Annotated in this window: 17 protein-coding genes and 2 pseudogenes; 8 read left to right on the top strand and 11 right to left on the bottom strand. The window is 50.4% G+C overall.

All coding sequences use genetic code 11. The features are described from left to right. The first annotated feature begins 15 nt into the window (after positions 1-15). From AC0L6S_RS03745 to AC0L6S_RS03735, 3 genes are all read left to right on the top strand, one after another. Entirely contained in the window at positions 16-1,605 is a 1,590-nt protein-coding gene (locus AC0L6S_RS03745; RefSeq protein WP_473427082.1) for a peptidoglycan DD-metalloendopeptidase family protein, read from the top strand. Between the two features lie 440 nt (positions 1,606-2,045). Continuing rightward, positions 2,046-3,305 (top strand): hypothetical protein, encoded by a 1,260-nt coding sequence (locus tag AC0L6S_RS03740; protein ID WP_473427081.1) that lies wholly within the window; start codon positions 2,046-2,048, stop codon positions 3,303-3,305. An 11-nt stretch (positions 3,306-3,316) separates the two neighbouring features. Then, positions 3,317-3,718 carry a hypothetical protein gene (locus AC0L6S_RS03735; RefSeq protein ID WP_473427080.1) on the top strand — a complete coding sequence of 134 codons (402 nt, stop codon included), beginning with the start codon at positions 3,317-3,319 and terminating at the stop codon, positions 3,716-3,718. Between the two features lie 113 nt (positions 3,719-3,831). Here the strand turns inward: AC0L6S_RS03735 and AC0L6S_RS03730 are convergent. The 6 genes and pseudogenes from AC0L6S_RS03730 to AC0L6S_RS03705 all read right to left on the bottom strand — a co-directional run bounded on the left by AC0L6S_RS03730 (position 3,832) and on the right by AC0L6S_RS03705 (position 8,709). Then, positions 3,832-4,958 (bottom strand): IS3 family transposase gene (locus AC0L6S_RS03730; RefSeq protein WP_473427079.1). Its coding sequence is split into 2 segments (ribosomal slippage): positions 3,832-4,709 and positions 4,709-4,958, totalling 1,128 coding nucleotides; the frame shifts between segments, so codons are not numbered across the junction. Between the two features lie 92 nt (positions 4,959-5,050). Beyond that, positions 5,051-5,586: pseudogene (locus AC0L6S_RS03725) on the bottom strand (IS6 family transposase); the annotation flags it as partial. Positions 5,587-5,701: 115 nt separating this feature from the next. Beyond that, positions 5,702-6,364 carry a PEP-CTERM sorting domain-containing protein gene (locus tag AC0L6S_RS03720; RefSeq protein WP_473427078.1) on the bottom strand — a complete coding sequence of 221 codons (663 nt, stop codon included), beginning with the start codon at positions 6,362-6,364 and terminating at the stop codon, positions 5,702-5,704. Between the two features lie 44 nt (positions 6,365-6,408). After that, positions 6,409-6,669 carry a hypothetical protein gene (locus AC0L6S_RS03715; protein ID WP_473427077.1) on the bottom strand — a complete coding sequence of 87 codons (261 nt, stop codon included), beginning with the start codon at positions 6,667-6,669 and terminating at the stop codon, positions 6,409-6,411. A 321-nt stretch (positions 6,670-6,990) separates the two neighbouring features. Next, a complete protein-coding gene (locus tag AC0L6S_RS03710; protein ID WP_473427076.1) occupies positions 6,991-7,995 on the bottom strand; it encodes an alpha/beta fold hydrolase in 1,005 nt (334 codons plus the stop codon). A 177-nt stretch (positions 7,996-8,172) separates the two neighbouring features. Then, a complete protein-coding gene (locus AC0L6S_RS03705) occupies positions 8,173-8,709 on the bottom strand; it encodes a cupin domain-containing protein (protein ID WP_473427075.1) in 537 nt (178 codons plus the stop codon). Between the two features lie 203 nt (positions 8,710-8,912). Between AC0L6S_RS03705 and AC0L6S_RS03700 the strand changes: the two genes are divergently transcribed. Next, positions 8,913-9,557 carry a TetR/AcrR family transcriptional regulator gene (locus AC0L6S_RS03700; protein WP_473427074.1) on the top strand — a complete coding sequence of 215 codons (645 nt, stop codon included), beginning with the start codon at positions 8,913-8,915 and terminating at the stop codon, positions 9,555-9,557. Between the two features lie 168 nt (positions 9,558-9,725). Here the strand turns inward: AC0L6S_RS03700 and AC0L6S_RS03695 are convergent, their stop codons facing one another. Next, a complete protein-coding gene (locus AC0L6S_RS03695) occupies positions 9,726-10,175 on the bottom strand; it encodes a PEP-CTERM sorting domain-containing protein (RefSeq protein ID WP_473427073.1) in 450 nt (149 codons plus the stop codon). Positions 10,176-10,564: 389 nt separating this feature from the next. On the opposite strand from AC0L6S_RS03695, the gene AC0L6S_RS03690 reads away from it, so the two are divergent. Beyond that, positions 10,565-11,623: a hypothetical protein gene (locus AC0L6S_RS03690; RefSeq protein WP_473427072.1), complete on the top strand. Its 1,059-nt coding sequence runs from the start codon at positions 10,565-10,567 to the stop codon at positions 11,621-11,623. 19 nt (positions 11,624-11,642) lie between these two features. Here the strand turns inward: AC0L6S_RS03690 and AC0L6S_RS03685 are convergent. From AC0L6S_RS03685 to AC0L6S_RS03675, 3 genes and pseudogenes are all read right to left on the bottom strand, one after another. Continuing rightward, a pseudogene (locus AC0L6S_RS03685) lies at positions 11,643-11,894 on the bottom strand (IS6 family transposase); the annotation flags it as partial. Between the two features lie 53 nt (positions 11,895-11,947). Further along, on the bottom strand, positions 11,948-13,837 hold the full coding sequence (locus tag AC0L6S_RS03680) for a bifunctional metallophosphatase/5'-nucleotidase (RefSeq protein WP_473427071.1): 1,890 nt from the start codon (positions 13,835-13,837) through the stop codon (positions 11,948-11,950). 254 nt (positions 13,838-14,091) lie between these two features. Beyond that, the gene (locus AC0L6S_RS03675; RefSeq protein ID WP_473427070.1) at positions 14,092-16,623 is read right to left on the bottom strand and encodes a TonB-dependent receptor; all 2,532 of its coding nucleotides are present in this window, start codon (positions 16,621-16,623) and stop codon (positions 14,092-14,094) included. 262 nt (positions 16,624-16,885) lie between these two features. Between AC0L6S_RS03675 and AC0L6S_RS03670 the strand changes: the two genes are divergently transcribed. From AC0L6S_RS03670 to AC0L6S_RS03660, 3 genes are all read left to right on the top strand, one after another. Continuing rightward, positions 16,886-17,779: a DMT family transporter gene (locus AC0L6S_RS03670; protein ID WP_473427069.1), complete on the top strand. Its 894-nt coding sequence runs from the start codon at positions 16,886-16,888 to the stop codon at positions 17,777-17,779. 403 nt (positions 17,780-18,182) lie between these two features. Continuing rightward, positions 18,183-18,386, top strand: coding sequence for a ribosome modulation factor (gene rmf / locus AC0L6S_RS03665; RefSeq protein WP_473427068.1), 204 nt, complete (start codon positions 18,183-18,185; stop codon positions 18,384-18,386). Between the two features lie 365 nt (positions 18,387-18,751). Continuing rightward, on the top strand, positions 18,752-19,324 hold the full coding sequence (locus AC0L6S_RS03660) for a TIGR00645 family protein (RefSeq protein ID WP_473427067.1): 573 nt from the start codon (positions 18,752-18,754) through the stop codon (positions 19,322-19,324). Between the two features lie 6 nt (positions 19,325-19,330). Here the strand turns inward: AC0L6S_RS03660 and AC0L6S_RS03655 are convergent, their stop codons facing one another. After that, positions 19,331-19,720 carry a hypothetical protein gene (locus tag AC0L6S_RS03655; protein WP_473427066.1) on the bottom strand — a complete coding sequence of 130 codons (390 nt, stop codon included), beginning with the start codon at positions 19,718-19,720 and terminating at the stop codon, positions 19,331-19,333. Between the last annotated feature and the right edge of the window lie 29 nt (positions 19,721-19,749).

The following is a 19,749-nucleotide window of genomic DNA, read 5'->3' as shown; positions in this document are numbered from 1 at the left end:
AGTCAGAAAATCGGTATGGCTAAATTTCCTGCTTCCGTAAGAAACGATAACAGCTTTGAACAGCTAGTCGATTTCGTTCCGGTTGCTTTGAGCGATTTTTATGATGATGACGCTTCCCTTGAGGTTTTTTGCACGTTCAGTGGGCTAAGTTCAAGCGAGGCGAAGACGGTGCTCACGAGTGATAGGTCACATCCATGGATTGACATCAAAGATTTACGAATCAATACTTCAGGGCAATATGCGATCGGTCGCTTTGATCCTGCGCTCCCAAATAGAATTGCTCTGGGTATCGATATCGCACATCGATTTCAGCAGGACTACCAGTTGGACCTAGCGCAACGCACTATCCTCGCGGTGGCGCTGCACGAGCTGATACACTATGGCAGGAATAAGAAGGGACTTCCGGACCCAGAATATCCGGAAAGTGGTGTGCAATTTGAAAAGGCCGTATGGAATCGTCATCATGGTCCGTGGTTCGATCCTGTCGCAAATATGGCGGCTCCTGACAACGGAGTGTTTTTATTCCCTGTTACAGGCGTAACCGGGCGTCGGAACCACCTCTATGGTAGAGGAGTACGCAGCGGCGGACTTAGAGACCATCACGGCATAGATGTGTTTCATCTAGGTTCTGGTAACCCACCGGTACATGCGGTCGCAGACGGCATAGTCGAGCGCGGTAACCGCTTCCGGAAAGGTCCTACTTTTAGGAGACAAGTCGGTAACTATGGCCAGATGATAGATTTGAACCATGGGAACGGTTTGGTTACCCGCTACGCTCACCTCGACTCTGTGGAGGTAAATCCAGGCCAGCACGTGAGGCAGGGAGAAAGGATAGGCACTTTAGGGTCAACCGGTACAGAGCGTGGTGCGGCAATAGAGGAAGGCCGCCCCATATCTGAGTCAGCGGCCCTCCCTCATTTGCATTTTGAAGTTCGTTTAGCAGATGCCCCCGCGTTCAGAAGCTTCGATTCGACCAGAAACCCCTTGGACTTTTTTAGTTTTCTTCGTGCGGACCCTGAAAATTGCAATGTTTATGCGCTGCAGCCGGGCGACAGGCTAGAGAGCCACGCTCAACTGCCGGATGTTCCGGAACTGGATAGCAACAATCCAGGTAATTTCCTTGCATTCCCCAACACTCAAGTCTCATCTGCTGATCCTCGTGGGCTTCGAAACAATAACCCCGGAAACCTGAGATTGACAGGGGATAACTGGAAGGGGCTCCGAACACCGGACATGCAACTGGATCCCGAGTTCTTCCAATTTATCGAAATGAAGTGGGGGGTGCGTGCGATGGCTCGTATCCTCATGAATTATTCAAGGAATCACGACATCGACACTGTGCTAGAACTGGCAGCACGGTGGGCGCCAGCAGAGGACAATAATTATCCCACACAGTACGCAGCTATTGTCGTTGCTCATTCTGATGGTCGTTTAGATGATTTCGACACAGAGATTGAGCTGACTGATAAACAGATACTCTTCGGAGTTGTTCGGGGAATAATGGTTGCAGAGAATGGAGTCTCTTCCAACGGGCGCGCGGGGGCGGATATAGTGGATGACAGTACCGTACGCGAAGGTATTGCCCAAGCTTTTGAGCTAACTTAGAAACGCGACTACTCCTCCGTCTTCTACTTCGGTATTATAGAGTAGCTAAGTTCATTTAACTACATAGCGAAGGATCGAGCGAATTATTTGACGCTTTGCATGACCAGTAGAGATGTATTTATGGCACTGGCACCTTTTATAAGTCTGAACTGAAAGGTCGCCATCAGTCTTTAATACCAGAAAATGGATTGATTGCGATCTGTGAAACACCCTTGTCGTGGCCTACTTAGGTGGAATTGCTGATTCGATACATAGACGCATTCAGTTGAAGCGGGAGGACGAGTTTCATAATTCGATTGAGGCTAGTTGCCAGTAGTACTGATCTTAAGCAATTGCAAAATCCGTATAGTAGACTAGTCTTTGCGAATTAACTGATAATTCTCAAACGGTCATTGAGTAGAATGTATTCTCCTTTATAGTAACGCGGAGTATTTTTTCCGATGCATGCCTACAGCATTAGTTCCAATAGGAGGAACCTAGTTGACTTCAAGTTTTTAGCATTGATAAGGCTTGCAATGGTTTTGTCTATTGCTCTTTTTCCTGTTTACTCCTTCGCTGACATACCAGCTAGAATTAGAGTGAGTCTTCATGAAGTGCCCTCCCCAGCGAATATTGAAATTCAACTTTATGTGGCTTGGGGCGCTAGATTAACAGCCCCTCCCTCGTATCTTCTTAGGAATCAGAACTTTAGTATAGGCGGACGCCGTTCTTCTCGTACAGTAGAAATAACGTTAGATACTGTTCGCATACCAGAAGACGTAAAGAGCTTTATAATTTACGGACGGATACAAGATAGCTCAGATAGAACAATTCGATTTGTACCAGCAAAGTTGTATGACGGAGATAGCTTTCCATCATTCACCCAGATAGAAATCGACATTACGACCAGAGATGATTTTAACGCTGCATTCCTAGATAGCTACCCACTCGATTTAGGTAGTGATAGGGGATTTATTGATAGTGATAACGTACGACCAGTGTTGCGATCATTTCGACTAATGATGGACTACAAAGGCGAAACTTCATCTAGGCTATCTCCTAAGGTTTGGAATAGAACTCATACATTCTTTAAAGTGAATAGAAATTTCTTTAGAACCGGTGGGTCTAACGAACTTTCAGAGATACTAAATTATCTTAAAACATACAATGCTGCCTCTAGTGAGCCAGAAGTATCGCTATTCTATGCTGAGTTCATGAATGGAGTTATCTCTTATACGGGGCGGGAAGTCTTCAGCAGCGAAGACTTGACAGATTATGTGCACGGTCAGCTTATGCAACTATACCAAGAACGATTACTAAGTAGTTTTGAGCAGGCGAACATCAGTCTTATTAAGTTACTCCAGATCCGTGAGTTTGAGAAGTGCGTTACGCTTTCGAAGACCATTCTTGGTGTAATGGATAAAAATCTTTTGAATGCTGTTTTCACGCATTTTCCTAAGAATCTATATGGAATTCTGCTGCAAACAACTGTGTGTGGGCAGCATTACTTCGAGTTTAATAGCGGTTTACCTAATGCAGATCGGCGCCTGAGCGATGATGGGGCGCAGTTTCTCGTTAGTTCTGAAACAGGCCGCCCTTTGATCGAAGAGTATGTTCGCGTTTGTAATCTAATGGAGGAGCAAGAGATGCTTTCATTGAGTAGCAGAGGTAGTGCTGCGGAAGTTTCCAAATATTGTCTCGCTTATAATGCAGCACTGTAAGGACGCGAGTAATGATGAATAAGCAGCTATTTGCGAGTATTCTTGGGTTGGTGATAGTTGCTGTACATATAGCAATGACTGCCTATTTATTTCTTGTCTTACAGCCTAATGCAGACAAAATTGTTGCGGCGGGAGAAATCGTTTTGCCCACTACAGCAGCCTATTCGCTAACTATTGTTGCCTGGTTTATCAACAACCGGGGAATTATTTCTGGAACTGAGAAGATCGGATACTTTCTGGTGGCGATTTCTACAATTGTTGTCGGAACATTCCTTTTAAGTCTACCGCTAGGCGCTTATTTGTACTTGGAGAACACTTTAGCTCCGGATGCGCTCAATAGCTACTATACCATTGTCGAATCGGCTTTTGGGGGAATGTTTGTTCTCATTTTTAATTTTATGTTCGAAAAGTGAAGCTTCAGCGCTTAAGAGTCTCAGAAGCCCCAGAGCGTCATGGAGAACGATAGAGGTGGCCCCAGTTCTATGAACAGCAAACCCGATTCTATAAGTGGATTCCTGCACTGGGTTTAAGCTGCCATTGGTAGTGGCAGCGATTCAAAGTAAAACTGATCCGGTGTCTGCCGGTCAAGGCTACTATGGGGCCGGCGGTTGTTGTAGAACCGGAAGTAGCAATCCAGCCCTGCTTTGGCAGCCGAGACCGTATCGTAAGCATGAAGATAAACCTCCTCGTACTTCACGGATCGCCACAGTCGTTCCACGAACACGTTGTCCCGCCAGGCGCCCTTGCCATCCATGCTGATCCGGATGCCGTTGTCCTTGAGCAGGCTTGTGAATGCCAGGCTGGTGAACTGTCTGCCCTGGTCTGTGTTGAAAATATCCGGCTTGCCGAACTTCTCCATGGCCTCCTCAACGGCCTCCAGGCAGAAGTGCGTATCCATGGTCGTGGAGACCTTCCAGGACAGCACGCGCCGAGAACACCAGTCCACGACTGCGGCGAGATATACAAAGCCTCTTGCCATCGGGATGTAGGTGATATCCATCGCCCAGATCTGATTGGGCCGGGTGATAGCTAGATTCCGCAGCAGGTAAGGATAGACCTTGTGCTGCGGGTGCCGCTTGGTCGTTTTGGGCTTGCGGTACAGCGCCTCGATGCCCATCAACCGCATCAATCGACTGAGTTTGGAGCGGCCCACCCCATGGCCTTCCTGACGCAATAGGTCACGAAGCATTCGGGCGCCGGCGAACGGCAGTTCCAAATGCAGACGGTCAATGCGGTTCATCAGCATCTGATCGCGCGGATTGATCGGCTTTGGACAGTAATACACCGTGCCTCGACTAAAATCCAACAACTTGGCCTGTCGACTGGCGGGCAGCTTGTGGTCGCGGTCGATCATTTTCTTTCGCTCAGCAATCCCGCCTTGTTGAGCGCGCCTTCTAAAAAATCGTTTTCCAAGGTTAGCTCCCCGATCTTGGCGTAAAGGACTTTGACATCGACGGGTGGCTCTTTGGGTTCATCGCCGCCAAACACATCGGCAGAGCGCTCCAATAGCTGTGTCTTCCACTGGGTGATTTGGTTGGGATGCACATCGAAGCGTTCAGCAAGCTCCGCTGCTGTCTGTTCGCCTTTGATGGCCTCCAGGGCCACCTTGGCTTTGAACTGTGGTTTGTGGTTTCGGCGTGGTCTTCTGGCCATGTTGATTCTCCTAAGTATGAGCAATACGATGCCCTAGGTAAGGCAGAGAATCCACTTATAGCGCTGTTCAGATTTTTGGGGCCACCTCTGCTGTGGATGGTCTCGGGGATCAACTCACGATGAGCGACGGCATAGCTGCAAAGTTTATCGGTCACAATCTTCCTAGGCTCGGCTCCATGTGATCGCAGTATTTGCTTAAAGAATCGCTTCGCAGAAGTTCCATCTCGCCTAGCCTGAAGATACACATCAACGACTTCGCCATACCCAAAGCACTTCGTGGGGCAGGCTCTCCTGATCCACAGCCCGCCACAGATAATACTGCTTGCCGTTGATCTGAATGGTCCGGCACACCGGCGAAGACTTCATCGATATAGAATGTGTCGCCATAGCCTCGGTGATTTCGTTTCAATCTTCTGGCGTATAGAGCTCCGAACTTGATACAGAGCCTGCCCCGCGAGCGCAGCGAGTTCTTTGGGTACCAGAGGCGGATTGATTTCCGAGTGACGACGATGCCTCGTTCAGCTAGGAGATCTTCGATATCTCGATGGCTGAGATTGAATCTGAAGTAGAGCCAGACAGCATAGGAGATGATATCTGGCGGGAATCGATAGCGTTTATATGTATTCATCGCCAGATTGTCTCATTTCGGCGAGTTAACTTGGCGATACCGTAGTGAGTATTCGAGTCTGCTGGATAGCGCCGGCAAGACAAAATTATTGCCAGCGCGCAGGCAGCGGCCGTTTTCATTTTTTGCTTCGTCGCTTTGCTCCGATTAGTCCCAGCAGTGCCGAGCCAAACAGCCAGGCAGTGCCGGGTGCCGGGACGGCCGCGACAGGTTCATTGTAGACGATGTCATCGAAGGCGAACTGGTTACCCGTAGGGAAGCCAGCAACGACCTCACCCGCACTGCCGTCGGCCCATTGCATAACCAGCGCATCAATACCGATCCAGTCCAGCTTAACCAGTGTAGGTTGATCGATGCCCAGATTCACGGTGGTGCTAAACAGTTCTGCAGCATCATTGAAGCCGGTGATGCTCAGGCTGCGGTTGTTTTTGTAGGCCGAGGTCAGATACAGACTGTTCAGTGTAAAATCAATGTCGTTGCTGATTTTGGAATAGCCGTATTGGGAAAAGCCGATTTCGTCGCCGGAGACAACACCATTGTGCAGCCCGGTTTTTTGGCCATTCGGCTTGTTAGTTACGATTTCAGGGTTGCTGGCATAGACACCGAGCCAATCGAATCCCCCTGTGCCGTTGGCAACCTGCGCAATGGCACCGTTGGGCTGTGCCCAACCCTCAAAGTCGATCGTTGTGGCACTGGCTACTGAGCTGGCCGTGATGAAAGACAGTGCACAGGCCGCTGCCATAATCTGGCGACTAGAAGATAACAAAACAGGAATGTACATCAAAAGCTCCTATGATTGGACATAATTGAGTGGGCAAAAAGACACTATTGCATGGCTGCCAAACCAAGAGCTGGCTGCACAGCAATACCAATATACAAGCTACCAGATGAAGACTTCATGACAGTGGCATGATAGTTTATCCAGGCACTGATCTCGCCGCCGCCGTCGTCCCGGGTAATCACAATAGGGAGTTCCGAGGACAGTTTACCTAACTCCTCTTTTTCGGGGCCGGCTTCTTCTACCTTGGCATCAGATATCAACTCCGGATATGCCAGATAGTCATCTTCGCAGAAAAACGTTTTCATTCGGCGGTTGCCGCGTTGGGTCACATGATGTGTGATACGCAGGCAGCACCAATCTTGGCATCCTTACCATACTGGATTCCTCGGTGCCGTCCTTGACACCTTCAAACTAGTCACAATGCTGATTTAAGTAACCTGTCCCCGCCCCCCCAAACAGCATAGGAAATAATATCGGGTGAGAATCGGTAGCGTTTGTAAGTATTCATCCACTGATCCTGGAAACAGGGGCAGCTAAATTGGCAATACCCTAAGTACGGCGGGATGGAGTTATCTGACTTGAAGCAAGCGAAGGAACTGAGTCCTCGATATCCCTTTGTCGCTGCTTCACGAGTAGACAGCCTGTTTTTCCAACGTACTCCTTAACCACCCAAGTATAATGCCCTGCGCCAAGCCCTGGTTACCGACATGGCAGTGGTTGCTTGCATTTTCAGCTTTTGTGAACAGTCGACTGGTGAAGGACCGTACATTACACAGCGTGCTGGCCTGGCTGTAGAACTGGGCCAGTGGTACCAGGTGATCGTCCTGTGCACCCAGCAGGAGGTAGTCCTGTTTAAGCTCGCCAGATATGTCCCGCGTGTTCATCGTTCTGGCCCACCGGAAGTACTCGTAGGGATCGCCTGCCCCACTGACATGCATGCCGTGATCGACTGCCCAACTGGTTAATGGTTCAGCCTTGACGGCTTTTGCCAAGGCACGGTTTACCAGGCCTCGTGCTCTCCAGTTAAGCAGGTGCTCCAGAACTTTTGCTTTCGGCGGCCCCAATCGATTGGCGAGACAACCGAAAAACTCTTCCAGTACATCATCCGCTATGACTCTTTTTACGCGGCGCTCCTTAGCCGCCGCGCGAGTCGCCAGGCACCCTCCTAGAGATATTCCAAGCAATGAACACTCCTCAAGCTTGAAGTGATCCAGCACTGCCCCCACGGGCTTGTGCCAGTCAGGGGTCATTTTCATGCCCAATGCTTTTAGGGGATAACCTTGGCCCGGTCCCTCAAATAGAATCACCCGAAAGCCGTGACGAGCATAGGCAGCAACCTGGTGTATCAGCTCCTGCGCAAAAGAATCGAAGCCGCCATGCACTACCAGGGTATCTATGAATGCGCCCTCCGGCTCGACAACATAAGCTGGCAACCAGGCGCTTTCGTAGGGCACTTCCTCACGCCGACAATCCAGTTCCCAATCTACTTTTTCGTACAGTGCCAAAAACTTGTCGTAGGCAATGCTTTTGTCGGGGTCAGCAGACAGCAGAAAGAACTCGGCTGCCCGGTACAGGAAGGCAGCTTCAGAAAACCGGCTTTCCGCTTCGGCCAGTTCAGCGCGTTGCCACATGACTCGCTTCCAGTCGTCAAAGTCAGAAATTTCAGAGGCTGCCTGCCTAACTTCCTCTTCGGATAAGAAAGGCAGCCATCGATTCAGCTGGAAATTGAAATTTGTATCAGGATGGAAGTTCCGATAACCAACGATTTCACGGTACATGCAGTTCATGCCTCAGGTAGTGTGCTCTCACTATGCGCTTGTTCTGCTAGCACCCAACAAAACGAATGCCATGGTGACGGGTTTGCCAGATCGATTTCTCCAGGCATGGCGCGTCCCGTTCTGGACAACACAATCCCCCGCAGTCAGCAGGCGTTCCTCGCCATTGTCCAGTTCCAGAAAGACTTCACCACTGATAACAATGCCGTAGTCCACAGAGTCCGTGGTGTGCATCCCGGGGTTGTCGAGCTCCAGGTGTTCAACGAACCCCGGCAGCTTCTGGTCAATTTCATCCAAAGCAGCTTCAGAGACAGCCACGTCTGTATTGCCATCCAGCATTGGGGGTAACACTATCATTCTGAATACCGAGCCATTGCGGCCGGGAAAATACCCCGGAACGCCCGGCAACTCGCCTTCATGTGGCACCGACCTTTCACCCTCGGTCGACCAGAGCTCATAGGTTTTGTACCCGGGTATCATCGACACCTCTACCGGGGACACCTCTGAGTCCGCGATAAAGACGGCATTACCATCGCTATCATGTCCTGTAACAAACTGGTGTACTTTCAAGCTATTCTCCCCATTCTCTAAATGCCCTTGAAACAGTCGCTATTGAACCTCACTACAAGCCCTGTTCCGTTGATATGCACGAGACGTTTTGGTACGATCGTTCCATTATTAAAAAATGGTACGTTCGTTCCATTCTGGTGTCAAGCGAATTGAAACGCTCGCCCCCATTCACGTCGGCTAAATTGTTTTTGTGGAAGCGATCAGTGACAGCGAAGAAACAACCAAAGAAGAAAACACGCGATAAGCTACTCGATGTTGCCGAAAGAATGTTTGCTGAACATGGCTTTGACGCGGTGTCAGTGCGAGATATTACGGATGCGGCAAACGTTCGCCTGGCCAGCGTCAATTATCACTTCGAATCAAAGCGTAAGCTGTTTTTGGCGGTGGTATCAAGGCGCGCAACGGTACTAAACGAAGATCGCAAAACCGCCCTCGATGCGATTCCCTTTGCCAACTTAACGCCCGAGGATGGCGTTCGGGCCATCGCCCACGCATTCATCGGTCCCATGTACCAGCGCAGTACCGAGGGCGATGAAGGCTGGAAGAGCTATTGCAGGCTCATCGCTCAGCAGGCGACCCTCCGGCAAAGCACAGATATCACTTCGGAGTTCTTTAACCCCTTTGCGCTTGAATTGATTGCTCAGCTGAAAAAGATACTGCCGGGATTGCAAGACCGCCAGGCGCACTATGCATTTCAATACATGATAGGCGCGACAATCTACCTGTTTACCGAGAATGAGCGACTGGATTCCCTGTCTGACGGTAAATACAGCTCTCACGATCTCGACAGTTTATGTGACGACCTGGCGATGTTTGTGACAGGGGGAGTGATGGCACTTCGCAACTGACGATGCTGCCTTATTCAGCTAGCAGATCCTCTATATCTCTGTCGTTGGGATTGAATCGGAAGTACTACCAGACGGCACAAAAGGTACCTCGGGGAATCGGTGGCTGTAGAGGTTTCCATCAGACGATTCCAGAAATTAGTGCTAATTGAATTCTATACCGGGAATACTTTAGCCATTCAAAGGGCGTCCATAATAGTTCATGCGCCTCGACCACCCAAGCCCAGCTAAGGCAATGCCGATCAGCAACATTGTGGCAGGTGTTGGAACAGTGTCTGCCTCCTCTACCAGAGCCGTTGCGCTAACTGTTGTATTTACCGTGGAATTTTGGAAACTTAAGGCGACAGGAAAAGCGAATGGATCAAGCGGGTCGAGCATCAACGCTTTGTTGATGCCGGTAATCCTGAATTGTTCGACCCCGCCCAGCCCGAAGTCGAACGTCTCTCCAGGAGAGAGCAAGCCTTGTAATGTGAAATCCATCAGTACATTGTCAAACAAGGCCAGTTCATAGGGACCTACCTGCGGTACGACGGCAAATGAGGGCATCGTGACGTTGGTGAAACTTCCTCCACCCAAAATTTCAAAGTCGAAACCGACGGTTACCGGCATTGAATTTGCCATCCCAGCCCATCCTGAGAAAACGAAAATTAGAAGGGACCGAGTAAATGATTTCATGCCAGCCTCTTAGTTATTCGAAGAACAGTGTTAGGTAAAACCGATGCAATATTCATTCCATCACAGTTAAATCAATACGTTACGCGCAAGGTCTCGTGAGCGCAACGCCAGCGTGTAAAATATCCTGACAAAGCTGAATGGCCTGCCGGAGCGCCTGATTAGTCAAAGGCTCTGGGCACCAGTGGCCTCTCAGTATCCGGGCTTTGATCCGAGCAGCTCCTATACTAGTAAACATAGGAATGCCGTGAGTAAAACGAAGCAATTGTGGCACTGAACCAGGGCATGATAATTTCTTTTAACATCGCATGAGGGCTCTAGCGTTTATACTTGCCGATATGACTTCCACAAAGCACACTCTATCCCATGCAGCGCAAATCTATTATCAGGAGCTTTTGCGCGGCACGACGGGCAAGGACGGCGGGCTTATCGCGTTACATCAAGGGCTCAATAGCGCGCTTTCCAACATGCAAAGTACGGCCGACGATCAAAGTTCGCCGGAATCAACGCCTGATAACACGCCAACCAGCGACCCCTACTCTGTTGGCCCACAGCGCAAACTCGCCAGCCTGAAACGCACCGTTAACCATCTGGGCAGCATTATCAAGCGCATCAATTTGTTCATGAGCAGCGATGAATTGCAGGGGCTGTACCCTCTCCTGCTTGCCGAGCTACCAGAAGAACCTCAATGGCGTGTATTTCTCAGTTCGGCGCTGCGGGCAAATGTTGACACCAACCCTTATCAGGAAATGGTAGCGCACAGTAAATACCTGGCGGATGAAATCGCCTCTACGGCAGGAAAACTAGCTGATCAACTCAATCAAATGTACGCGATAGAATTGGACAACACACCAAAAGAGTTGTTTAGCCTATGGCAGCTGCTACAGAAGACAAGAGAAAGTGACTGGTCAGAACCCGGCTTTTCCAAGTGGCGTGACGTAAAAAACACCGTACTGGGAGAATCGCAACTGTGGCCAGAGCCTTCAACCGCCTTGAAATCCATGGATCATCCGAGTCCAGCGTACGACTTGATCAAGGATGACCTGAGCGATTGCCTGGCACGCATCCAGAATTCAACTGCGCCCCTCGAGGATCTGCCGGCGCTTCACGCTGCATGGACTTCTGCGCCACCTGTTCAGGCACTCTTGAGAACACTGGAACATTCAGCTTCACGTTTTTCAGAATCAAAGGCCGGAGGTCTGCGCACAGGCAGACAGTCGCAGGAGCCCGATAGCAAGGCCGATTACATAAGGTCCCTAGCCTACCTGTTGACCGAAGAGCACCAGATACCCATCAGTATCAACATAAAGAAAGCGATCGCAATCGCCGCTACGGTTTCGCTTTCCGACCCTCACATTGCGATTTCTTACGATGATGTATGCAATGCTCTAGCCTGACCATTAGATAATGCTGCTAGCCATTTATCACTGCGAAGACTTCATCGATGTAGACTTTATCGCCATATCCACGATGCTTTCGCTTCAAGTATCTAGCATATAAAGCGCCGAACCTCTTACACCGAAGCCTGACTGCTTCCCGACTGACTATAAGTCCTCGCTCAGCAAGGATACCTTCAATATCCATGTAGCTCAGATCGAATCTGCCGTACAACCATGCGGCAAAGAAAACAGTGTCGGGGGGCAATCGGTGACCTTCATACGTGATCACCTGCCGATTCCAGTAAAATCGGCAGGTTCAATTCGACTACCACCCTCTAACGTTTACAGCGTAGTGGTGGATTTCAAGCAGTACTCTCCCGTATCGAGCACTGGAAGAACGCTGTTCTCCAACTCATCGCGGAAGTATTCTATCAGCGGCACCACGTACACAACGTCGGACTCTTCGAACGCGTCGGGATTTGCCTCGCGGACATCGGCGAACGTCAGGTAGCCATCCTTGCCCTGCGCAGTGAAGGAGTTGGTGGCAACCGTGTAGGTAGCGTTAACATCGATATCGCTCCATTCATTGGTCACTCGGTCTTTGACTTCCACATTCACTATGCCCTGCTGTTCAGCCGCTCCGAGGAACACGTCATAGCGTAAATGGGATGAATAGGGGAATGATCCTGTCGAACCGGTAATCCCCTGTGCGTAGCTAAGCCCCTCATTTAAAACCTTAATAATCTCCGCACCTGTCATATCGATCGTCACTACAGTATTGGAGAATGGCAGGATGGTATAGGCATCGGCAACAGTGAATGGCCCACTGGTAATCTCGGCTCTCACACCACCGGCATTCTGAATGGAGACATCAGCCTTGGGCAGGTAGGCCAAGAAGGCATCGGCTACAACTTGCGCGGCATAGCTCCCACCGGGTTGCTCACCGAGAATGAAATCACCTGGTATGCGGGTGAAGGGCATTGTTTGCGTTACCGTTCCAAGCTGTACCGTCTGATACTCTTCCAGCGACTCTTTGTAGGGCTGAATAATGTTGTTTACCATTATGTCACCGTCTATCTCCCGAATACTTTTTAGATTGGAGATTGCGTTTCTGATATCGGCAATTTTCTGTTCATCGGCATCTATCCAGCTACCTGATTCATTTTTTACTTGATAGGGCTGACCCACCAACAGTTCCAGGTGGCCGTCAATTTCCGTGACCTCTCCCTCGGCGTCGAAGCTGACATTCAAACGACCCAGACCCTTGGCGTACTCCCAGGCCTGCACGATATAAACAGGGTCTCCGTCGGTATTGGTTATGGTCGTTGGATACTCACCGGTGACGTTAACCCCCAATCCTGCCAATTCACCGCTACTGTCCAACGCATTGTGGGTGTCGCCTCCAATGATCACATCAACACCCGTCGTCTGCGCCGCCAGCACCTGGTCGAAATCGTAGCCCAAATGGCTGAGCAATATGATTTTGTTTACGCCCTGTGCAGTGAGATCGGCAACATGTGTCTTGACCGATTGAATCTCATCAGTGAATTCCACCGCGTCGGTGACCAGTGAAGATTCGCGCGTTTTTTCGACCTTCAATACGCCCAGAATGGCAATCTCTTCACCATCAATTTCTTTGATCACATAAGGCTCGATACTGGAGCCATACAGCGGGCTCGCCACGGTCGGGTGCACATTGCCACTGATGAACGGAAAATTCGCCATCTCAATCAACTCGGCAAGGCGCGCTTCCCCCTCGTCAAATTCATGGTTGCCTAACTGGTAGGCGTCCAGGTCGAGATAGTTAAACACTTTGACGTCAACCTCCCCCTTGTACAAGCTGAAATACAATGTACCGTTGAGCTCACCGCTGTTTAACACCAGCGTATTCTCGTCCCTGTACTCTGATATCGCGCTGGCGATACGAGAAAAACCACCCAGATTCAGGCGTATATCGTCAGCTTCCGCGACACTGGCGTCATGATCAATTTTCAGATCATAGGTCTGGCCTTCCAGATAGGAGTGATGATCATTGGTATGGAGTATGGTGATATCAACCGGCTGTGCTTCGTCATTTGTTGGGCCCGGGTCAGGTATGGGATCCACAACCGGAGTATCAGTAACGGGGGTATCTACAGAAGATACGAGTGACGATGAGTTGTTGTTATTGTCACTACAACCGCTCATAAGCGTTAGACAACTGACAAAACTGAAGACGAAAAATCTGTTCATAGCGTTCATTACCCAGGATTTTTGACCCGAACAGCATTTATCCACAGCGGATATCTTGATTTAGCTCCTCAGGCATGGGCTGCGATAGTAAGCATCAATTCTGGCAGTATCGTTGACAGAAGATGAAGTTTTTGTGATGTTTGTAATCAATGGGGACGGATACATAGAAAAAGGGCCAAAGTTCCAGCGCCTAAGGAACCGCGTTTCAAGTAGCATTTATTTCGCATGGTGGGATTTGATGCGATAATAAATCGCTAAAAGTTGTAGCTCAGGCTCGCGCCGTAGGTGCGAGGCTCAAGAAGAAATTGATTGGTTGCCAACCCGACATTCTGGTCGCCCAGTGCCTGACCGGTAATATAATCATCATTCAAAAGATTCATGCCCCACAGTCCGGCGGACCAGCTACCATCTGCACTGAACAGTGTCACTGTTGCATTCCAGACTTCCCAGCTATCGACCTTGTCGTTGTTGGTATTGAAGATTCGCGTGTAAAACTCATCCTGCCAGTAATAATTGGTATTGGCGCTGATGTGCATCCCATTAGCCAGAGGCCAGGTATAGCCCACACCTATATTGATAGAGTATTCAGGTGCATTAGGCAGCTCGTTACCACTGAGTTGCATAGGTAGACCCTCACAGTTGGACGTGCCGGATGGGCAGCCCGGGCCGGTATAGACATTGGAAAAAGGTGACGACACAATATTCTCAGTCGTGCCCAGCTGGTTTATGTTCGCCGGATCGACACTTTCGCCATCGCCCATGTCAGTGTACAGCCACGCCAGATTAGCACTGAGGCGCCAGCGATCATCCGGCAGCCAGATAAACTCTCCTTCAAACCCCTGTATGGTGGCATCATAGTTTTCATTCAATGACGTCTGATTGGTGATCTTACCAATCTGCAGTCCCTCATAGTCATAGTAAAAGTAGGTCATGTTGGCTTGCACAGTATCGGAAAACAGGCGACTCTTGAGGCCCAGTTCGACAGCGTTAATATATTCCGGATCGAACTCAGCCAGGCTTGGGTCTCCTCCAAAAGCCGGGTCCAGCAATGGCGATTCTGCTGATATCGGATTGAAACCGCCGCTCTTGTAGCTTCTGGAAAGCGTCAAATAGGCCATCACATCGTCTGCAGCGTCCCAGGTGATGTTAAATTTGCCCGTCGGTTCATCCCAGTCGCCATCAAAATCACTGTAGCCATTGTTGGGGCCGCTCGGATCACTCAGGAAATTGAGGTACACAGTGCGCTGACGCGACTTCTTCTCCTCCCGTGTATAGCGCAGGCCGAAGGTAAACGCCAAATCCGCACGCGCTTGCCAGTACAACTCGCCAAACGCTGCATAGGTGTCCAACTCATAGGGCCGGGCTTCATTGGTGTACAGGCGTTGCGCTGGATCGATACCCAATAACTCACCCGTGAGTTCCACCGCTGACGAATAAATCGTATAGACATCATCACTTTTGTAGGTCAGGTAGAAGCCACCCAGCATAAAATTCCAATCGCCTTCATAGTCTGAGGCCAGACGCAGCTCCTGACTCCACTGTTCAGGCTTGGTTTCGGAGCTATCAACATTGTAAATACGGTCGACCGTAATTGGCCCCGCCTCACCGCGTTGCATGGTAACTTCAACAGGCCAGGGCTCCGAGGCAACGGTAAAGTCGTAATCATTCTGTGCCTTGTAATCAGAGTTGTGATAACCGGTTAATGACGTCAGCGTCAAATCGTTGAAGCTGTGACTAATTTCGAACGCAACAATAGTATCTTCAACTTTGTAAGAGGGCTTGAAGTCCATCCACTGTTCGCGCGGGTCGCTGGAGCCGGGTGAGTTCACAAATTCGTCCGCGGGGAAGTTCAGGCCTGTTAATGGCTCAACAAACGTGGTGATCATAAAACCAGAAGCTGTGGCGGCACTGTTGGTTTTATCATCTGACAGCCCTGTCGGCAGGCAGCCGATGATGCCATCCGGGTCGCGCACACAAGCCTGATTACTGCCGCGCATGCGATCGGAGTCTTCTTTAAAATAGTTCACCGTCAGCGTGATATCAGTCGTGTCATTCGACCAGCGTGTTCCTGAACGCAGGGAGTACATATCGCGACCGTCGATATCATCACCGGTATATCGGTTATCGACATAGCCGTTGCGCTCTGTGTAGAACATGGAAAAACGCTGTGCGATGTTGTCCGTCATGGGAATATTTACCGCTCCCTTTACCTTTGCGTAGGCGTAGTTGCCCGCTTCTACGATGATATCGCCACCAAATTCATCATCCGGTTTTCTACTAATAAAGTTGACCACGCCCGCAGTCGTATTTCGGCCGTAGAGTGTGCCCTGTGGGCCGCGCAGTACCTCAACCCGCTCGGCATCATAGAATTCCATCTCGAAGATTCTGCCGTTATTCAGGTAGACACCGTTAAAGTGATTACCCGTGCCACTGTCGGAGGCAGAACCCACAGCAAGGTTGCCAATTCCCCGAATGGAAATAGCCGCGGTAGAGAAATTACCCTTGCTCATCAGCATATTGGGCACGCTGAATTGCAAATCCATAGGCTTGCTGATTAGCGCCCGCTGTAACTCTGCACCGGAAAATGCAGTTACTGCTATAGGTGTATCCTGCACTGTACTCGCGCGCTTTTCGGCCGTTACGATGACGACTTCCAGCACACCAGGCTGCGCGAACGTGACGGCGCTGGTAAGAGCTGTACCTAGCACTGAAAAGCATACAAGTTGTTTGACACTGCAATGGCGAGATGAATGGTTGCTCATCGCCAGACGCGACACTGACTTCATGAAAATATGCTCAAATTATAGTTATAGGAAGGCATGGTATAGGCTTGGCTTAAGCAGTCAACAGTGTTTTGCAAACAACTCTCCGGAGGTCTGCATGAGATCCGCTATAGAGGCATTACATTATTAAAAAGCCAATTTCAGTAGAATGCGTGCTACCCTTGTTACATTGTGTCTTCTTAGCGGATAGGTGGAAGTTTACTCCGGGAGCAGGCACTACCGGTCCTCCAGCCCCTATCTACATCTCTATGTTGTATTGTCCACTATGACAAACCGCCGTGCGGAATTACTGCTATTTCTGGTTACCCTTCTAGCAGCCATGGGCTGGGTGTTTTCCAAAAATGCATTGGCTGAAATTTCTCCCTTCCAATTTATTGCCATGCGCTTCCTGCTGGCATCGCTGGTACTGCTATTGTTTTGCTATCAACAATTTCACCAGTTGAACCGGGATCAGTTACTGCGCAGTCTGCTCACGGGCATTGTCTTTGGCTTCACATTGCTCCTGTGGGTATCAGGACTACAGAAGACGCCTTTTATTGGCGAGGCTGCATTTATATCAAGCCTGACGGTCGTCACCGTGCCCATTATTGGACGGCTACTGTTTGGTAGTAAACTGAGCGTGAAACTCCTCATGGCGCTGATGCCTGCAATAGCAGGCCTGGCTTGCCTAAGTCTCAATCAGGGCTTTCGTTTCAGCCCTTATCAATCGCTGTTTCTTGCGGCAACGCTGGGCTTTTCCCTGCACTTGAATCTCTCCAGTTACTATGTGAATAACATCCCCCCCATGGCATTGGCAACCATCCAACTTGGCATGGCCGGCTTGATCGCCTCAATGGCGACATTTGTCACCGCGGGGTGGGTAACTCCAATCTCCGCTACTGCCTGGGGCTGGCTGCTGTGCAGTGCGCTATTGGCGACCAGCCTGCGTTTTGCGCTACAAACGCGGGCTCTGCAAACCCTCATGCCCAGTCATGCCAGCATGATCTTTCTGGCGGAGCCTGTGTGGACTGCGCTCCTTGGCGCGCTGCTGCTCAGCGAACGCATGTCGTTGCAGCAGTGGTTTGGCTGCGTGCTAATCTTTACTGCACTCTTTATTTTTCGCGGTGGAGAGTTCGTGCGTTATGTGTTAACGCGAAAGCGTGGGCATACCGCCAGTTAAGGGACTGGAGAATCAGGGGGGCAGTTTTCCCATCTATCGGGGGAGCTAGGAATATCAGTCCAATGATCTCGGCAGCCGGTTACCTTTACAGGCAAAGGCGTGTGGCCGATGACGCACTGGGTAGAGCTATTTGACCGACCCTGAGACGCTATGCTGTTGATATAACCACACTTCACCAGCAGTTATATCAATTGCGCGTTTCATATCGAAAAAACAGTCGACTTATGGCCTGACTTTTGGTTCTATCGTAGTTGTGCCTCAGGGCACCTTCGCTGTATTGCTTCGCTACATGATGAAAAGCTTATACATGCACACCACATCGTTAATTAACATGCCGTCAGGGGTCGCAGGCGTCTGTTTCGCGCGGCCTCGGGGGCATTAGTCTGCCACGGAGGCATACTCTATGAGAAGACAGAAGCGCGATATGAACACCAGGGCATTTGACAAGGGTTATCAGGCCGGAATCGCGGGGCGCAGCCTCGATTTTTGCCCACATGAAGAAGAGGCCCATCGACAGCATTGGGTATCCGGCTGGCGGGAGGGACGCAGCGACCAATGGGATGGTCTCACCGGCGTATCCGGCGTACACAAACTGCGCGCTCTCTAAAAACTCACCAAAACGCCGGGTTCAGAACGCGAAAACCAGACACCCGGGCATTTAACACACGCAATACCGGTGGCTCACTGCCACCGGACAACTCGATTCGAGCATCCAAACGACCGCAGGTCGTATCGCCACCTGCACACTACCGCTCAACTTGATATTCGACTGCAAATCGCCCCCACTGGCCGAACGACGCGATACAGTGACGACACAGACAGTTCTGCTTTGACCCGGATTATTGACTACATTACTATGCGCCATGCTCCGCACAGCGGACGCCAGCGCAACACGCGAAAGCATACCAGCGGTACGCTTGCTCCTGTCACGCTCGTCGCAACCACAGCAACCGGATTACCCAGGAATCACCCATGGCCAACGATACACCTCCACAATTAACACCCCTCGCTGCGCTTATCTTTGGCTCTCGCTGGATGCAATTGCCACTGTACCTGGGCCTGATCGTTGCCCAGGGCGTCTACGTTGTGCTGTTCCTTAAAGAGTTGATCCACCTGATTGGCGGCGCCACCAGCCTGAGCGAACAGCTCATTATGCTGGCGGTACTCGGCCTGATTGATGTGGTAATGATCTCGAACCTGCTGGTGATGGTGATTGTCGGCGGTTACGAGACCTTTGTATCCCGCTTGAGATTGCAGAACCACCCCGACCTGCCTGAATGGCTGAACCACGTCAACGCGACGGTGCTGAAGGTGAAGCTAGCCATGGCCATCATCGGCATCAGCTCTATCCATCTGCTGAAAACGTTCATCGCCATAGGCACGCTGGGCGAGGAGGGATCGGGGTACACCGAAGCCGGTGTGATGTGGCAAACTATAATCCACATTGTATTTATATTGTCTGCGCTGGGCATCGCCTGGACGGATTACCTGATGTCCATGGCGGTAAAATCTGCTAAACAGGGGCACCAGGGCGCTTCTCACTGAGCGTATTTATTCGGCGTGATCAATTGAACTGCAGGCGCTGAGCCTATCGCGGTTACGCACGACGCAATAGGATTCTCGCCACCGGCGCAACGCTTGACCATCTGCGCCCCTCAAGTGCCAGGTTACTGAGGCAAGCGCTGACTGTGTCCCCATTGGCACCACTTCGAGTCCCTGATAATCGCAAGATTCGCTGCCAATGGAACGGTAGTTATCCAGATGCTGCTGAAAATAGCCGGCTGTGGTATTGGCGTCCGTAAAAACACGCTGCTGGCCGTTCTGATCGACAGCCAGATACGGGTGGGAAAACAACTGCGAGACCACCTCTCCATCAAATGTGGCAAACGCATCTACAAAACGATCAAAGAACGCTACCACTTCTGTGTTCAACTCATACATAACGATCAACCTCGCCGACATCCTCTCGT

The organism is Halioglobus sp. D3-4, from assembly GCF_055809315.1.
Note: the sequence above shows the minus strand (reverse complement) of the source record. Positions and strands in the feature narration are given on the sequence as shown.

Coding starts and splice junctions, on each gene's coding strand:
- AC0L6S_RS03690 (WP_473427072.1), top strand. CDS start 10,565: ATGACTTCCACAAAGCACACTCTATCCCATGCAGCGCAAATCTATTAT.
- AC0L6S_RS03660 (WP_473427067.1), top strand. CDS start 18,752: ATGGCCAACGATACACCTCCACAATTAACACCCCTCGCTGCGCTTATC.
- AC0L6S_RS03720 (WP_473427078.1), bottom strand. CDS start 6,364: ATGTACATTCCTGTTTTGTTATCTTCTAGTCGCCAGATTATGGCAGCG.
- AC0L6S_RS03680 (WP_473427071.1), bottom strand. CDS start 13,837: ATGAACAGATTTTTCGTCTTCAGTTTTGTCAGTTGTCTAACGCTTATG.
- AC0L6S_RS03745 (WP_473427082.1), top strand. CDS start 16: ATGGCTAAATTTCCTGCTTCCGTAAGAAACGATAACAGCTTTGAACAG.
- AC0L6S_RS03670 (WP_473427069.1), top strand. CDS start 16,886: ATGACAAACCGCCGTGCGGAATTACTGCTATTTCTGGTTACCCTTCTA.
- AC0L6S_RS03740 (WP_473427081.1), top strand. CDS start 2,046: ATGCATGCCTACAGCATTAGTTCCAATAGGAGGAACCTAGTTGACTTC.
- AC0L6S_RS03715 (WP_473427077.1), bottom strand. CDS start 6,669: ATGAAAACGTTTTTCTGCGAAGATGACTATCTGGCATATCCGGAGTTG.
- AC0L6S_RS03675 (WP_473427070.1), bottom strand. CDS start 16,623: ATGAAGTCAGTGTCGCGTCTGGCGATGAGCAACCATTCATCTCGCCAT.
- AC0L6S_RS03695 (WP_473427073.1), bottom strand. CDS start 10,175: ATGGCAAATTCAATGCCGGTAACCGTCGGTTTCGACTTTGAAATTTTG.
- AC0L6S_RS03710 (WP_473427076.1), bottom strand. CDS start 7,995: ATGTGGCAACGCGCTGAACTGGCCGAAGCGGAAAGCCGGTTTTCTGAA.
- rmf (WP_473427068.1), top strand. CDS start 18,183: ATGAGAAGACAGAAGCGCGATATGAACACCAGGGCATTTGACAAGGGT.
- AC0L6S_RS03735 (WP_473427080.1), top strand. CDS start 3,317: ATGATGAATAAGCAGCTATTTGCGAGTATTCTTGGGTTGGTGATAGTT.
- AC0L6S_RS03655 (WP_473427066.1), bottom strand. CDS start 19,720: ATGTATGAGTTGAACACAGAAGTGGTAGCGTTCTTTGATCGTTTTGTA.